The 15,614-nt window shown below is 64.1% G+C and carries 12 protein-coding genes; 7 read left to right on the plus strand and 5 right to left on the minus strand.

Features of this window, described 5'->3' with window-relative positions; all coding sequences use genetic code 11:
* The first annotated feature begins 198 nt into the window (after positions 1-198).
* On the plus strand, positions 199-2,196 hold the full coding sequence (locus LDN95_RS00590; RefSeq protein ID WP_226015680.1) for an SPFH domain-containing protein: 1,998 nt from the start codon (positions 199-201) through the stop codon (positions 2,194-2,196).
* A gap of 63 nt (positions 2,197-2,259) precedes the next feature.
* Here LDN95_RS00590 and LDN95_RS00595 read toward each other — a convergent pair whose 3' ends face one another.
* Entirely contained in the window at positions 2,260-2,760 is a 501-nt protein-coding gene (locus LDN95_RS00595; RefSeq protein WP_226015681.1) for a cupin domain-containing protein, read from the minus strand.
* Between the two features lie 150 nt (positions 2,761-2,910).
* Here LDN95_RS00595 and moaC point away from each other — a divergent pair, with 150 nt between their 5' ends.
* From moaC to lexA, 3 genes are all read left to right on the plus strand, one after another.
* Positions 2,911-3,396, plus strand: a complete 486-nt coding sequence (gene moaC / locus LDN95_RS00600) for a cyclic pyranopterin monophosphate synthase MoaC (protein ID WP_226015682.1) — start codon at positions 2,911-2,913, stop codon at positions 3,394-3,396.
* Positions 3,377-4,624, plus strand: coding sequence for a molybdopterin molybdotransferase MoeA (locus tag LDN95_RS00605; protein WP_226015683.1), 1,248 nt, complete (start codon positions 3,377-3,379; stop codon positions 4,622-4,624). Before moaC ends, LDN95_RS00605 begins: the two co-directional genes overlap by 20 nt.
* Before the next feature lie 89 nt (positions 4,625-4,713).
* The gene (gene lexA, locus LDN95_RS00610; protein WP_226015684.1) at positions 4,714-5,427 is read left to right on the plus strand and encodes a transcriptional repressor LexA; all 714 of its coding nucleotides are present in this window, start codon (positions 4,714-4,716) and stop codon (positions 5,425-5,427) included.
* Positions 5,428-6,560: 1,133 nt separating this feature from the next.
* Here the strand turns inward: lexA and LDN95_RS00615 are convergent.
* Entirely contained in the window at positions 6,561-8,861 is a 2,301-nt protein-coding gene (locus LDN95_RS00615) for a ComEC/Rec2 family competence protein (RefSeq protein ID WP_226015685.1), read from the minus strand.
* A 28-nt stretch (positions 8,862-8,889) separates the two neighbouring features.
* On the opposite strand from LDN95_RS00615, the gene gltX reads away from it, so the two are divergent.
* From gltX to LDN95_RS00630, 3 genes are read left to right on the plus strand one after another with little or no spacing between them, the layout of a single operon-like run.
* Positions 8,890-10,368 (plus strand): glutamate--tRNA ligase, encoded by a 1,479-nt coding sequence (gene gltX, locus LDN95_RS00620; protein ID WP_226015686.1) that lies wholly within the window; start codon positions 8,890-8,892, stop codon positions 10,366-10,368.
* Between the two features lie 46 nt (positions 10,369-10,414).
* The gene (locus LDN95_RS00625; RefSeq protein ID WP_226015687.1) at positions 10,415-11,701 is read left to right on the plus strand and encodes a citrate synthase; all 1,287 of its coding nucleotides are present in this window, start codon (positions 10,415-10,417) and stop codon (positions 11,699-11,701) included.
* Positions 11,702-11,720: 19 nt separating this feature from the next.
* Positions 11,721-11,909, plus strand: a complete 189-nt coding sequence (locus LDN95_RS00630) for a hypothetical protein (protein ID WP_226015688.1) — start codon at positions 11,721-11,723, stop codon at positions 11,907-11,909.
* 49 nt (positions 11,910-11,958) lie between these two features.
* On the opposite strand, the gene LDN95_RS00635 is transcribed toward LDN95_RS00630, so the two are convergent.
* The 3 genes from LDN95_RS00635 to LDN95_RS00645 are packed head-to-tail and all read right to left on the minus strand — an operon-like array spanning position 11,959 to position 15,542.
* Positions 11,959-13,317: a sensor histidine kinase KdpD gene (locus LDN95_RS00635; protein WP_226015689.1), complete on the minus strand. Its 1,359-nt coding sequence runs from the start codon at positions 13,315-13,317 to the stop codon at positions 11,959-11,961.
* 1 nt (position 13,318) lies between these two features.
* Positions 13,319-14,293, minus strand: a complete 975-nt coding sequence (locus tag LDN95_RS00640) for a hypothetical protein (RefSeq protein WP_226015690.1) — start codon at positions 14,291-14,293, stop codon at positions 13,319-13,321.
* 10 nt (positions 14,294-14,303) lie between these two features.
* Positions 14,304-15,542 carry a hypothetical protein gene (locus tag LDN95_RS00645; RefSeq protein WP_226015691.1) on the minus strand — a complete coding sequence of 413 codons (1,239 nt, stop codon included), beginning with the start codon at positions 15,540-15,542 and terminating at the stop codon, positions 14,304-14,306.
* Between the last annotated feature and the right edge of the window lie 72 nt (positions 15,543-15,614).

Here is a 15,614-nt window from a genome sequence, read left to right on the forward strand (position 1 = left end):
GCGAGCCCCGGCGGGTTGTTGACACGCTTGCCTGACGCAGCGCCGAACCGGGCCGATGACAAAACCGCAAGGCGCAATACGCAATTGATGCCGTAGCGACCGCAGTTTCGCTTCAAGCCGTCAGCGCGAACCGCTAATGTCGTTCGCGTCGGCAATGGTTGCCGACCTTGCGAGATCCCATTGAGGATGTCCTTTCCCATGTCAGACTTGTTGGTTTGGGGCGCCGGTGCCGGTGTGGCAGCGGTGCTTGTGCTGCTGTTGATCGTGCTTTCCGGCATGATCCGTTATGTCGGCAACAGCCGCGTCGCCATTGTCGAGAAACTGTGGAGCGGCGGTGGTTCGATCGCTGGCGGCCTGATCGCACTGGGCGGCGAAGCGGGTTTCCAGCCCGAAGTGCTGCGCGGCGGCTTCCACTTTTTCTTTCCCTTTCAGTACCGCATCCACCCCCAGCCGCTGGTCACCATTCCGCAGGGTCAGGTCGGCTATGTCTTCGCGCGCGACGGCGCCGCGCTGGAACCCACCCAGACGCTGGCCAGCAATGCCCGTACCGCCGAGTTTCTCGATGTGCGCAGCTTCCTGACCAACGGCGGGCAAAAGGGGCCTCAGCGCGCGATCCTGCGTGAAGGTACCTACGCCATCAATCTGGCGCAGTTCGTGATCATCACGCGCGACCAGATCCACGGCCTGATGCTGGAACGCAACGACGCCGCGCTGTTTCAGCAGACCCACGACCTGATCGCCGGGCGTTCGGGCTTCGAAGCGGTGGTCATCAAAAACGCCGATGACATGATCGGCATCGTTACCGTTCACGATGGCCCGGCGCTGACCGCCGACCACATCATCGCCCCCGAAGTTGGCACCGAGCAGGCGGACGCCGCCACCTTCCACAACTCGTTCCAGGACCCCGAGAAGTTCATCGCGGCTGGCGGCCGTCGTGGGCGGCAGTTGCAGGTGCTGGTCGAAGGCAGCTATTTCATCAACCGCCTGTTCGCCACGATCGAGATGGTCGCCAAGACCGTGATCGAGGTCGGCAATGTCGGCGTGGTGATCAGCTACACCGGCACCGATACCGCCGACATGTCAGGCGACGATTACCGCCACGGCGAGCTGGTTGCCCGAGGATCACGCGGCGTGTGGAGCGAACCGCTGCTGCCCGGCAAATATGCGTTCAACACTTATGCGGGCAAGATCCTGATCGTTCCGACCACCAACTTCATCCTGAAGTGGGAGGAGGAGGCCGTCGGCACCCATCGGTATGACGAGAACCTCGCCGAAGTCTCGCTGATCACGCGCGATGCGTTCGAACCGACTCTGCCGCTGTCGGTCGTGGTCCACATCGATTACCGCAAGGCGCCGCTGGTGGTGCAGCGCTTTGGCGACATCAAGAAACTGGTCGAACAGACGCTCGATCCGATGGTCTCGGCCTATTTCAAGAACGTCGCCCAGAAAAAGACGCTGATCGAACTGTTGCAGGAGCGCGCCGACATTCAGCAGATTGCGGGCGAGCAGATGCGCGAACGCTTTGTCGCCTACAATCTGGAACTGCAAGAAGTGCTGATCGGCACCCCGCGCGCCTCGGGCAGCAATGATCAGATCGAGAAAGTGCTGCAGCAGTTGCGCGAACGTCAGGTCGCCGAGGAGCGGGTGACCACATACGAAAAGCAGCGCATTGCTGCCGAAGGCGAACGCACCCTGCGCGAGGCCGAAGCGCGCGCCAACCAGCAAACCGCGATCACCCAATCCGAACTGTCGATCACCGTGCGCGAGAACGAGGGCAAGGCCCAGCTCAAGCTGGCGACGCAACAGGCCGAACAGACCCGCACTCTGGCCAAGGCCGAAGCGGACCGCGCACGCATCGTCGGTGAAGGTGAAGCCGCGCGGATGGTGGCACTGGCCAGCGCCGATGCCGAACGCATCACCAAGACCGGCCTTGCCACCGCCGAGACGATCGAACGGCAGGCAGAAGCTTCCGGCGGCGCCCGCTATCAGTTGACCCGTCAGGTGGTCGAACGTCTGGCCGAAGCGCTGGAAAAGTCGGGGGTGGACATCGTCCCGCGTATCCAGATCAGCGGCGGCGGTGCGGGCGACGGCAACGGTGCCGGTGGCCCGCTGCAAGGCCTGTTGGCGCTGCTCTTGTCGGAAAAGGGCGAAGCACTGCTGAACAAGGATGATGGCGCGGCCACACAGTCACGCTGAACTATGCCCCGGACGTGGCCGCAGGCTGCGTCCGGGGCACATGATCCGGTTGAAACGGACCCGTCAGTGCACCGGCGTTCCGGCTGATACGGGCTGCGACCCGTCGAGATAGGCCGTCGACCATGGGCCGGTTGCCGTGCCGATGATCACGGTATCGACATGCGACCCGTCGAAGTGAACCATGTTGGCCGGCACGATCACGTAGCTTCCGGCCGGATAGGCGTGCAAGGCAGCCGGATCGAACCTGTCGCCAAACCCGATTTCCAGCACCCCTTTGGCCACGAACACGCGGGCTGTCGCGCTATGCCGATGCGGCGCGTCGAACACCCCGGCCGGGATCGAGAACGCATAGGAAAACGGGGCGTTACCAGTGCCTCTATCCCCTTCGAGCAGGGCATAGCGGGTTCCGTTGGCGGCCTTTGTCTGCCAGGCGATGGCGTCGAGAGTCCAGGCTGCGGGTTGCTCCGTCAGGTCGGCATGGGCGTTGGCGTTGGCGTTGCTGGCCAGACCGGCCAACAGGACCAAGGCGACCCCGGCAACAAATGCTGTGCTGCGTGATGGCATGCGTGAACTCCTTCGCCACGCACTTTGGCGTCGCTCCGCACACGTTGCGTCCCGCTTGTTGCGCCCAAAGGCGGTTTTCGTGCCTTTACGCCCCGGTCAGTGGAAACCAGCCCCCTGTGCAGCCCGGTTCGGCTCTGACATGACGGCGCGATGACAGGGTTGACCCATCTTGATTCGCAGGGCCATGCGCGCATGGTCGATGTCGGCGGAAAGCCGCAGACGCAACGCCTTGCGGTGGCACGTGGCGCGATCCGCATGAGCGCACAGGCGCTGGCCGCGATCCGCGACGGCACCGTGCCAAAGGGCGACGTGCTCGCAACCGCACGCATTGCGGGTATCATGGCCGCCAAACGGACCGGCGACCTGATCCCGCTGTGCCATCCGCTGGCGCTCGACAGCGTGACGGTCGATTTCAGGCTTACCGAGACCGGTGTCGAAGTGACCGCAAGCGCCTCGCTGACCGGGCGTACCGGCGTCGAAATGGAGGCGCTTACCGCCGCCTCGCTGGCACTGCTGACAATCTACGACATGGCCAAGGCGGTGGACAAGGGTATGATCATCGAACACGTCCGCCTGATCGAAAAGCGCGGCGGCAAATCGGGCGACTGGTTCGCGGTTGACCAGACCGGGGGCTGACGTGGCGACCGATCCGGCTGTTCTCAAGGCTGCGCACACCCCGCCGCTGTCGCTGCCTGAGGCGCAGGCAAGGTTGCTTGCGCTTGCCCCTTTGGTGCCGACCGAGCAGCGTCCAGTCGATGACTGCCGGGGCTATTACCTCTGCCACGATCTGACGGCGCGGCGCACCCAGCCCGCCGCGCCGCTTTCTGCTATGGATGGCTTTGCCTTGCGCTCTGGCGATCTACCGGGGCCATGGTGCATCGTCGGCGAGAGCGCCGCCGGACGCCCCTTTGATCGATCGCTTGGCACCGGCGAAGCGGTTCGTATCAGCACAGGCGCGGTCGTCCCGCCCGATGCGGACATGGTGCTGATCAAGGAAGACGCGACCGTTGAGGGTGTCCGCGTCCACCTGACCGGGATGGCTCCCGACCCGACCGAGCGCCATATCCGCCCGCGCGGCATGGATTTTGGACAACACAAATTGCTGTTGTCGGCCGGAACGCGGCTAGGCCCCGCACAGATCGCGCTAGCCATTGCAGCAGGCCATGAGACGTTGACGGTGCGCCGCGCCCTCGATCTGGTCGTAATCGACAGCGGAGACGAACTCGCCGTACCGGGAACGTCGCTCCTTCCGCATCAGATCCCGGCCAGCAATGGCCCGATGCTGGCAGCCATGGCCGCTTCGCAACCCGTCCGAATCCGCCGCATCGGCCCTGTGCCCGACCGCCTCGACGCGCTGACGGATGCCTTCGCGCAAGCGGCCGGCGCGGATCTAATCGTCACCAGTGGCGGAGCCTCGGTCGGTGACCACGACTTGCTGCGCCCCGCCCTCGAAGCTGCAGGCGCGACCATCGATTTCTGGCGGGTCGGCATAAAGCCTGGCAAACCTTTGATGGTGGCACGGCGGGGTGCGCAATTGATCCTCGGGCTTCCTGGTAACCCGGCGGCGTCGTTCGTCACGGGTTTCCTGTTCATGCTGCCGCTCATGCGTGCAAGTCTCGGCGCTGCTGAGCCGCTTCCCCGGACGACCACCGCGCTATTGGCAGAGCCGATGACTGCGGGTGGAAGCCGTCAGGAGTTCTTGCGCGCCCACTGGGACGGCAGGCTGGTGACGCTGGATTCCTTGCAGGACTCGGGCGCGCTGGGGCCGCTTGCCCGCGCCAACGCGCTGGTCGTGCGCGATGCGCGCTCACCCGCTGTCCCCGCTGGCGGGGAAGTGCCGGTTTATTTGCTCGATTTCGGCTGAATCGCGGGGGTTTGCGCGGCAGAAGCGCTTGACGTGTTCCATTTGGTTACCTATTCGTTCCGCATTCGTTCACTACGGGAGTGCCCGCAATGCTGACGCGTAAGCAGCACGAACTGCTGACCTTCATCCAGCTACGTCTTGAGGAATCGGGCATCTCGCCTTCGTTCGAGGAAATGAAGGAGGCGCTGGATCTCAAATCCAAATCGGGTGTGCATCGCCTGATTTCGGCGCTTGAGGAGCGCGGATTTATCCGCCGTTTGCCCAACCGCGCCCGCGCGCTCGAAGTGATACGCGAGCCTGAGACAAGTGTCACGCGCAAGCCCAAGAGCAATCCGCTGCCCGCCGCTGTGAATGACGCTGCGTCGAGCGCGTCAGTGGTGTTGGGCGGAAAGACCTCCAAGCCTGCGGCTCCCGCCAACGACGTGATTGAATTGCCGCTGCACGGGCGCATTGCCGCCGGCGCGCCGATCGAAGCGTTGGAAGGGGCGTCCACGCTGCCGGTTCCGGCCGCCTTGCTTGGCGCTGGCGAACATTACGCGCTGGAAGTGTCCGGCGACTCCATGGTCGAGGCTGGCATCCTCGATGGCGATTATGCGTTGGTGCGCCGTACCGACACCGCGCGCGATGGCGAAATCGTGGTTGCACTGGTGCGCGGCGAAGAAGCCACACTCAAATACCTGCGCCGCGAAAAGGGCATGATCCGGCTCGATCCCGCCAATGCCGCCTATGATCCGCAGTTCTACCGGTCTGACGAAGTGCAGGTCCAGGGCAAACTGGCGGGCTTGCTGCGGCGGTATCACTGAACGAGCCCGTGTTGAATGAGCCATTGCTGCTTGGGACCGCACGTATGGGATTGGCGCTGATATGGCCGCACGACTGACGGCTGGAATCGGCAGCGGCATGGTTGGTTTATCTGCTGCCAGTACCCGCTCGGGAACAGTTTGACGGCAAGGGAATGGCGTACGCATGCCCGAACCTTGGCCCGAACCTTGGCCCGAACTTCGGCTCAAGCCTCGGCAAGACTGTCATGCCCGGTCACCAGTCGGCCTTTGACTAGGTCGTAAACTCATAAATCGCGCCATCGAGGCACCCGAACGGCGAAGATATCGGACGGAAGCGACCGCCGGGAAGGCTGGTTGCCTTTCCAAGGTTGCTTCCGTTCGAGATCGAAGCCGTTCGGGTGTCCCTTCGGGATTTGACCAAAACGGCCTATTGCAGCGTCGGAAAGGCTTGAGATATCGATATATCCCTGCGCCTTCCCTCCTTGCACTGAGCCGTTTTGCTTCAAACCTCGATGGCGCGATTTATGAGTTTACGACCTAGTGATCGGGTTCACCCGCCGACTTGGCTACGGCTAGGCTGCATGGGATGCTGATGGCTGGGTTTTGTTCGAGGCGGCGTGGACAATTCCCGCGTGACCACGGTTGCCCTGTAGGGGGCCCCAGTGAGGCGCGAAGCCGCTGGGAAATTGGCCCTCTTTCAAGGCTGAGCAACGCTGCTGGGGCCCCTTACATGGCAACCCCGCAGGGGCCGGTTACAGAGCAACCCCGCAGGGGCTGGGCCAAAAGCCGCCACTTCCGCGTCGGTTCAGCTCGGAACCCGGCATAAGCCTTCACCTCACCTGCTCGAATTGAAGGCTTTTGACTCCCAGCCGTGGCCTCGTGCAATTTTGTCCACGCCGCCTAGTGGCGTTCATCACATCGCTTCGCGTTCAGATCAGCCCTGATCACCGCACCGTTGCCGCACAATTCATCGGTCGGGTGAATTTTCGCTGGCCGGAATATTGCCCCATACGACGGCGCTGACCGCGCTTCTGTCGGCTGCGGTGAAACCGGTCCGAGCCATGCCCTTGAAGGTTTTATCGGCGGACCTTCATCGGGTTGGGCTCAGTCGGTTCGGTCTCGGTCGGCTCGCAATTACTCAGCCTGTTGCTGGGTCATTTTCGTCCGTGTTGATCAAGGCCCTTGCTGGTCACAGTTCGGGCTGCTCTAGGCGAGCCGGAGTGATCTGGTTCAACAGGTACCGAATGAATGGGCGCGGCTCTTGGTTCAAACCAGGGATACCAGCCTTGATGGCCCATGGTCTGCGCGACCGTGGTAACTCGGAGGCTCTTCAAATCGACCGTCAGCCCACCGGTATGTTCCAAGACCGATCGGTCAATGCGCAGCAGTCGCGGACGACAGCTTTGCGGCAGGCGCCGGTCGGCGATGACAAGATCGGACCGCTCGCAAGCGGCGGCAAGCGCCAGTTCGTCGATCACGACCGTTCCGCGCGCCAGCAACACGCGAAATCGGCTAGGCTGGCGATCGAGTGTGACGGCGCAAAAGTCGACGTTGCACTTCGCTTTGGCCCAGTCGTCCATGGTGACGACGTCGCCCTGCATACCAGCCATTTCAAGCAGGTTCGACCGCGCATAATCCCCGCGCATGGGCCGCAGGACAATCAGATTGGGGCCTTCGCCCGTGATACCGACATAGTGTCCATCGCCCGAAACCAGAATATCGGGCGTCCGTTCCAGCGCGTAGATCGTGGCTGCAATCGTGATCGGCAGCAGGCCATAAAACCGCACTGTCCGCGTCCACAAGGCCAGCCACAGCAACCCCGCCAGCCATAAACCGAACACCCAGCGCGGCATCGTCGGCAGCAGTGTGACCGCACCGGGAAGCGCCGCGGTCATGTGGGCCAAGCCGATCAGTGCGTCGAGCGACTTGCCCACGGCCCACCACGCTGGGGCACCCAGTCCGGCAACATCGAGCACGAGCGCCAACCCGAGCAGCGGCATCGTCAGAAAGGTGGTCAGGGGGATCGCAATCACATTGGCAAAGGCGCCGTAAACGCCTGCGCGATGGAAGTGGAACAGTGCGATCGGCAGCAAAGACAGCTCGATCACCACCCCTGTTGCCAGGAGCAGTGCGAGGTGCCGAAGCAAGCCCAGCGCCCTGCCATCGCTTTCCCGATGGGCGATGAACGCACGCACCGGCGCAGACTGGTGCATCGCGACGATGGCGATGACCGATGCAAAGCTCATCTGAAAGCTTGGCCCCAGCACCGACTCGGGCCAGAAAATCATCACGAACAGCGCTGCGATCGCGGTCATGCGCAAGGACAACGGATCGCGCCCAAGTGCCAGCGCGCCAAGCACCAGCAGTGCGCCGACGACCGATCGCACGGTCGGCACTTCGGCACCGGTGATCAGGGCATAGGCGATGCCGGCAAGAGCGCCGACCGAAGCGGCGACCACCGGCAGGCGCACCCGCAAGGCGATCCATGGCAGCAGGGCAAGCACCCGGATCGCCAATAAGTAGAAGCCAGCAATCACCGCACTGACATGCAGGCCGCTGATCGACAGCAAATGCGTCAATCCCGCATCGCGCATCGCCTGTTCATCCGCCGGCGTGATCGCCCCGCGATCGCCGCTGGCAAAAGCGGCGGCAATTGCACCGGGCGATCCTGCCAAGTTAGCGCGGACATGTGCAGCAAGCGCTTCGCGGACCGACAGCAGCGAGGGCGTGGTTTGCGCTGCCTGCAAAACCCTGGGCTTGCCAAGCACCGACCCCGTGGCTGCCAACCCCTGAAACCATGCGGCACGCGCAAAGTCATAGGCGCCGGGCAGCATTGGCGGCGCGGGTGGCACCAGACGCACCCGCATCAGTGCAACCGCACCGGGTTGCAGGCCGGGGAGGTCATCACGCGCATCCAGATTGAGGCGGATACGGATCGGTCGTTCGGATGGGGCTACGCGCGTTGCCATGACCAGTCGGATCCGGCCAAGCGCGCCCTCATCCTGCCGGTCAAGCAAGGTGCCTGCAACCGTGACGACCATCGAACGGGCAATCGGCGGTGCGCCGACCAGCGATGATTTGGTCCAGATCGTTGCGCATCCCGCCGCAGCCATCAGCGCGCAGCCCTGAATCGCCAGCGGCACCCATGGCGTTGCGCTGTCGGCTGGCGTGAGGCGGGCAAGGAGGACTGCCGCGCTGCACAAGCAAAGCAAGGCGAGCCACTCCCAGACGTCCGGGAGGATCGCCCATGCCGCAATTCCAACGCCAAACGCCACCACCAGCCACGGTCCGCGCTCGAACGGACGGTCGGCCAGGAATCGGTCGATGGTGCGGTGCACACTGGACAAGCGCGACATTCTGTCCCAATGCGGCGCGGCTTGATCCGACAGCGATGTGTCGGACGCACGCTCGGGTTGAGCGGTCGGTTCGCAATGGTCCGTGGCTGCGCTTGCCATGGCGGAAGTAGGAAGGATTATGCCAGCGATGGCAAGTGCGACTGGTACCGATCTTGCACTATCGGCCGAGGGGACTGACCAGTCGCAGCGTCCCGTTGTCACCCGTTTTGCGCCCTCGCCCACCGGGTTCCTGCATATCGGCGGCGCACGGACCGCACTTTTCAACTGGCTCTATGCCCGCCACCACGGCGGCACTTATCTGCTGCGGATCGAGGATACCGATCGCGCTCGCTCCACCGATGCGGCAATCGACGCGATCTTCGATGGTCTGAACTGGCTCGGGCTTGGCGGCGATGCCGAGCCGGTGTTTCAGTTCGCCCGTTCGGATCGCCATGCGGCCATTGCGCACCAGTTGCTGGAAGCCGGGCACGCCTATCGCTGCTATCTGACGCAGGAAGAGCTGGCGGCGCGCCGCGAGCAAGCGCAAGCCGAACGGCGCCCTTTTCGTATCGACAGCGAATGGCGCGACGCCGACCCGGCAACCTGGCCCGCGGACAAGCCCTATGTGGTGCGCATGAAGGCACCGCGCACGGGTGAAACCGTCATCGACGACCTGGTTCAGGGCAAGATCACCGTCCAGAACAGCGAACTCGATGATTTCATCGTCCTGCGCAGCGATGGCACGCCGACGTACATGCTGGCGGTGGTGGTCGACGATCACGACATGGGCGTGACCCATGTGATCCGCGGCGACGACCATATCAACAACGCCTTCCGCCAGCTTGTCATCATCCGCGCCATGCATACGATTGAACAGAGCGCAGGCGGGCCGGGCTGGCCCGATCCGGCTTATGGCCACATTCCGTTGATCCATGGCGCCGATGGCGCAAAGCTCTCGAAGCGACATGGAGCGCTGGGGGTCGATGCCTATCGCGATGAGCTGGGCCTGCTGCCCGAAGCGGTGTTCAATTACCTGCTTCGTCTCGGCTGGGGACACGGTGACGAGGAAATCATCAGCCGCGATCAGGCGGTGAGCTGGTTCGACATTGTCGACGTCAACCGGGGTGCCTCGCGTTTTGACATCAAGAAGCTGCTGAACCTCAACGGCCACTATCTGCGTGAGGCAGACGAGAGGCGGCTGGCGGAACTGGTCGCCCCGAAACTGGGCGAGCTGACCGCCGACCAGCGCGACCTGCTGGTCCGGACTCTGCCCGTTCTCAAGGTGCGCGCGGCCGACCTCAATGACCTTGCCGCAGGAGCCGTGTTCCTGTTCGCCGCGCGGCCACTCGCGCCCGATGCCAAGGCACAGGCGCTGCTGACCGATGACGCGCGGGCATTGCTCGGCCAGATCGCGGATCGGCTTGACGCGGAAATCGACTGGACAAACGAGGTACTCGAAGCCAGTCTAAAGGGGCTGGCTGAAGGGCTTGGCCTTGGTTTGGGAAAGCTTGCTCAACCACTTCGGGCCAGCCTTACCGGACAGACTACCTCCCCGGGTATATTCGACGTACTGACGCTACTGGGCAAGGACGAGTCGCTCGCTCGTATCCGTGACCAGGCAGCGTGAACGGCAGGCAGATCACTAGCATTCGGCACCATAAGGAGGGCGTAGCGTGAGCGACAATCAGGCGAGTTTGACCGCAGACGGCAAATCCATCGAAATGCCCGTCCGTAGCGGCACGATCGGGCCGGATGTGATCGACATCCGCAAGCTTTACGGTCAGACCGGGTTGTTCACCTATGATCCGGGCTTCACCAGCACTGCCAGCTGCGACAGCGCCATCACCTATATCGATGGTGAGGAAGGCGTGCTGCTGCACCGTGGCTATCCCATCGGCCAACTGGCCGAACATTCGACGTTCATGGAAGTCAGCTACCTGCTGCTGAATGGCGAGCTGCCGAGCCCGGCCCAGCTTGACACGTTCAGCCACACGATCACGCGCCACACCATGGTGCATGAACAGCTTTCGAGCTTTTTCAGCGGGTTCCGCCGTGACGCGCACCCGATGGCGATCATGTGCGGCGTGGTTGGCGCACTCTCGGCGTTTTATCACGACTCGACCGACGTTGCCGATCCCGAGCACCGCAAGATCAGCTCACACCGCCTGATCGCCAAGATCCCGACGATCGCGGCGATGGCTTACAAGTATTCGGTCGGCCAGCCCTTCGTCTATCCGCGCAACGATCTGTCCTACACCGGCAACTTCCTGCGCATGACCTTCGGCGTTCCCGCCGAGGAATACGAAGTGGTTCCGGCGGTTGAGCGCGCGATGGATCGCATCTTCATCCTGCACGCCGACCATGAACAGAACGCCTCGACCTCGACCGTTCGTCTGGCCGGTTCATCGGGCGCCAATCCGTTTGCCTGCATCGCGGCCGGCATCGCCTGCCTGTGGGGTCCGGCACATGGCGGCGCGAACGAAGCGGCGCTGAACATGCTCAAGGAAATCGGCACTCCCGACAAGATCCCCGAGTATATCGCCCGCGCCAAGGACAAGAACGATCCGTTCCGGTTGATGGGCTTCGGCCACCGCGTCTACAAAAACTACGACCCGCGCGCCACGGTCATGCAAAAGACCGTGCGCGAAGTGTTCGACGCGCTGAAGGTTTCCGATCCCCTGTTCGAAACCGCCTTGCGGCTTGAGGAGATCGCGCTCAACGATCCCTACTTCGTCGAAAAGAAGCTGTTCCCCAACGTTGACTTCTATTCGGGCATCATCCTGTCGGCGATCGGCTTCCCGACCACGATGTTCACGGTGCTGTTCGCGCTCGCCCGCACGGTCGGCTGGGTCGCGCAATGGAACGAAATGATCTCTGACCCAGGCCAGAAGATCGGTCGTCCGCGCCAGCTTTACACCGGCCCCGCGGCGCGCGATTATACCCCGCTCGATCAACGCTGATAGAAAAAAGGATACGGCGATGAGGATTTTCCTGCGGATCATCGGCATCGCCGCCATCCTCATGGGGTTGCTGTGGGTTGGCCAAGGTGCCGGCCTGATCATGTGGCCCGCGTCCAGCTTCATGCTGGCGCAAAAGCAGTGGATGCTTTGGGGCTCGGGGCTGGCGCTGCTCGGCGCCGCCGCGGTGTGGCGATCATCGCGCCGCTAAGGTTTGCATAGGCAAGGATGCCGCGTCGAAAACGCGCGGCTTCCCTGTCCTACCCGCCTACCGCATGGCTGACCGCAATGTCGGCCGGAAGGCTCAGCACGAAGCAGGCCCCTGCACCGGGCGTGCTGGCAACGTTCAGTTCGCCACCCATCGCGCGCGCAAGACGCCGCGAGATATAAAGCCCGAGACCACTGCCGCCGTCTCCGGCCCGGCCAAGCCGCTCGAACTTGTCGAACACGCGATCTGCCTGTTCCTGGGTCAGGCCTTCGCCTTCATCCGCAACCGAAATCCATGCGGTCGCGCCAGTCACGCCACAGCCGAGCACCACCGTGGTTTCGGCGGGCGTATAGCGGATGGCGTTGCTGAGCAGATTGATGAGCACTTGCAGCACCCGGCGGAACTCGCCGATGGCCGGAGCGTGTTCCCCCTCATCCGGCACCCGCACGCTGATGCCGCGCTCCTGCGCGCGGACCGACAGGATACCGGCCGCACGGCGGGCGCAATCGGCTAGATCGATTTTGTCCGGCGCCGGGTGGAAGCCGGGATCCTCAACCGCCTCAAGATCGGCCAGATCCTCGACCAACCCCATCAGATGGCGTCCGGCTTCGGCGATGTCTGCGGCGTAAGTGGCATATTCCTCGGCCAAGGGCCCGGCCAGTCGCGTGCGGATCGTTTCGGCATTGGCGATGATCCGCGCAATCGGTTGGCGCAGCGCCGGGGCCAGATCGCGCCCGAGCAGACTGTTCCAGGCCAGCCGTCCCCGCGCCGGAGCAGCACCCGTCTGCGGCAGACGCTCGATCGTTTCGGGCACCAGCAACAGCTCAAATCCGCCACCGATTCGCGGGACATACCGCGCGCGCCATTTGCGCGGCGATCCTTTTACGCCGAATCGGGCATCGTCGAGCAGGCGCCAGTGGAGTGGCTGGCGATGCCCGGCAATGTCCAGCGAGACGAAGTCGGTCCACGGACGGCCGCGTCCCTCTGCCAGCATTGCTGCAAGGCCACCAAGATCCTCGGCCTGTAGATTGGCCGCCAGCACACACTGGTTGGCATCCAGCAGGACATGCCCCTCGGCCAGATGCTGCAACAAGTCGAGCGAGGGCGGACTGTCGGTCACCCGATCCCCGGCACCTTGCCACTGCGACAGTTCCAGAACCGTGCCGTCACTATCAGGAACCACTCGGACAAACGCGGAAATGGGCTGATTGTCATCAAGCGCAACGATCGTGCGCGTCTGCACTTGCCGGGTCCGTCGTGCCTTGCGCACCAGCGCCAGCAGCGCCGGGATCGCCACCGGTCCGGGCATCTCGCCGCCGCAACGCAGCTGCAACCCGGCCAACGGCTCCTCCGCCTCGATCAGGCGGTCAGCGGCATCGCAACGGGCGCGGATGAGGGTGGCCGGATGCATGTCAGTACGGTGCTGCGACCGTGCCCGCATGCGCGGCAAGCAGCGCGGCGGCCCGTGCGGGGGACAGTTCGTCAAGCCCCGCCGGAAGGGCGCCATCGGGGTGAAGCACGGCAAACTGTTCGGCAATCGCCGACGGTGGCAGTCCGCAAGCCCGCAAAGCAAGGCCCAGACGCGGCCGCTGCGCATCGGTCAGCGCCATGGTCGCCGCCTCACGCGTCAGCCCCGAACCGCGGGCCAAAGCCGTGGCGAACAGGCCGACGCCGGCATCCCCGATCCCCAGCGCCGTCGCCACGCTACCGCCCAGCCCGTCGAGCAGGCGCGCTTGCAAGGCCAGACGCCCGGCACGCTCGTCCAGGCGGCTGCGCAGCGTCCGTTCGGCAATCAGCGCGTAACCATCGGCCCCGGCTTCATCGCCGACATAAGCGCGCATCGTCATCAGCGCGATATGGCACAAGTCGCCGGGCAGTTCGGACAAGGGCAATTGCATCCGGCGCACCGACTGGACGAACCGCGCTTGCGCAGCCAGCAAGGCGTTCGCGGTTGCGGCCTGCGCGGGATCGGCCGCGCCGAGCCGGGCGCTCAGCAAAGGCGACAACACCGGATCGAGAATGCCGCGCTGGTGCAACCGCTCTGCCAGTTGCCATTCGATGGCCAGCGCGTGGAAATGCGACAGCAGCGGTGCGCTGTCGGTAAGCACGTCGGCCAGCTCGGTGTTCGCGCGTTGCGCCCATGCCTGAACGTCGGCATGTCCGGCTGCCTCCGACAGGGCGATGACCAGTTGTCCGGCAAGATCGGCAAACAGGCCGCGCACCCGGGCAAGCACCTGATCGTTGAATATCCCGCCATCTTCTGCCCGCAGCAGATGCCGCATGATCGGCGCGGCATTGGCAAGCGCTCGGTCGGCGCTGGCGAGATCCTCGCGCAGCACCGCTTCGAATGCGCCCGAGGCGCTGCCGGTGGAGGCAGGTTGAGCCATGACCAACGCCTTAGTCCGGTCCGGTTAATTCCGCGTTAGACGAATCCGGGCGCGCCGGGCTTGCCACAAGCGCGGCAATGACCAGCCCCAGCACGTAACTCCGTACCATCAAGTCGAACGGCAGCACCGCGCTGGTCACCGCCAGTACCCCTGCACAAAGGAAGCGGTCCTTCAGGTACCAGAGCCATGCGCGGTCCGGCAAAACGCGCGGCAGCAAATGCAGCAGCAGAACAAGGACGGCAGCGGCAAACCAGGCAATGCCGACCGGCACGCCCGCCACGGCAGGGATCTCGGTTCGCCAGGCCGCGAGTGCCACGATGGCGATATCCAGTCCGTAGCGGGCCAGCGCCGCCGCGGGTATCCGGCTTGATCCAGCCAGCAACGACGCCTGTTCAATCCGCACCAGCAGTCCGGCGACTTCGACCTGCAACCACGCAAACCCAAGCAGTGCAAACCCGGCGGTAATCCACCCGAACCAGCCGAGGCCGATGCCGAGCAGCGCCGTGATCAACGCGGCAAGGCCAATCACGTATGGCCGGGTACCGGCATGGAGCAGCGCTGGGCCGACAAGCTGGATGCTACGCGCCGCCAGCCACTCACCGGGACTGCGCGGATGATTGCTGACGGTATGCAGTTGCAGCCATTCGGGCTCGGCCCGCAAGGCTTCGGCCTCGTTGCGGATGAGGCGCCAGCGCCCTTGTTCGACCAAAGCGGGCGGAACCCGGCGCTGCGGCACCCGCCCCTGCACTGCAATCCGCAACAGCGCCGAAACCGGATTCCAGTCCGACGGCAGTTCGCCCAGATTGGCGACGATCCGCCCCGGCAGGCACATCGCCCCGGCATTGGCATCGTTGATGTCGATCCGCTCGAACCCCGCACCCAGCCCGGTTTCAACTGGCTGGGTCAGGATGACCGGCCCTTGCCCCAGCAGGCGCAGCGCGTCGGCTGGCATCGGCAACAAGCCATCGGAAAACACGAAGAGTTCGTCATCGGGTGCCACCAGCGGAATCAGAGCGCGCTGTGCCGCGATCACGTGGAACCGGGCTCCGGCCTGTTCGGCAGTGTGCTGTAGCGACACCAGTTCACCGGTAAGCGCATCGGCCAGCACGACGACCCGAGTGCAGCCCAACGCCAGCGCCACGCCGATCTGGTGGCGCGCAATCGAGCGGCCACCGATCGGCAGATACCCGCGCAGGGCCTGAGGCTCTCCGGCCGCAGCCTCGATCAGCGACAACAATGCGACCCGCAACGGCAATGCCTCCTATCGGGTCATGGTAGGCTGCACGCCCGCCCTTGCCAAGCAGCCGATGCGTCCCAAGCG

Source organism: Novosphingobium sp. FKTRR1, assembly GCF_020404405.1.
Lineage (GTDB): Bacteria > Pseudomonadota > Alphaproteobacteria > Sphingomonadales > Sphingomonadaceae > Novosphingobium.

Bases quoted from the DNA above. Each gene is read 5' to 3' on its own strand.
- LDN95_RS00590 (WP_226015680.1), top strand. From the start codon at position 199: ATGTCAGACTTGTTGGTTTGGGGCGCCGGTGCCGGTGTGGCAGCGGTG.
- LDN95_RS00595 (WP_226015681.1), bottom strand. From the start codon at position 2,760: ATGCCATCACGCAGCACAGCATTTGTTGCCGGGGTCGCCTTGGTCCTG.
- moaC (WP_226015682.1), top strand. From the start codon at position 2,911: ATGACAGGGTTGACCCATCTTGATTCGCAGGGCCATGCGCGCATGGTC.
- lexA (WP_226015684.1), top strand. From the start codon at position 4,714: ATGCTGACGCGTAAGCAGCACGAACTGCTGACCTTCATCCAGCTACGT.
- LDN95_RS00615 (WP_226015685.1), bottom strand. From the start codon at position 8,861: ATGGCAAGCGCAGCCACGGACCATTGCGAACCGACCGCTCAACCCGAG.
- gltX (WP_226015686.1), top strand. From the start codon at position 8,890: ATGGCAAGTGCGACTGGTACCGATCTTGCACTATCGGCCGAGGGGACT.
- LDN95_RS00630 (WP_226015688.1), top strand. From the start codon at position 11,721: ATGAGGATTTTCCTGCGGATCATCGGCATCGCCGCCATCCTCATGGGG.
- LDN95_RS00635 (WP_226015689.1), bottom strand. From the start codon at position 13,317: ATGCATCCGGCCACCCTCATCCGCGCCCGTTGCGATGCCGCTGACCGC.
- LDN95_RS00640 (WP_226015690.1), bottom strand. From the start codon at position 14,293: ATGGCTCAACCTGCCTCCACCGGCAGCGCCTCGGGCGCATTCGAAGCG.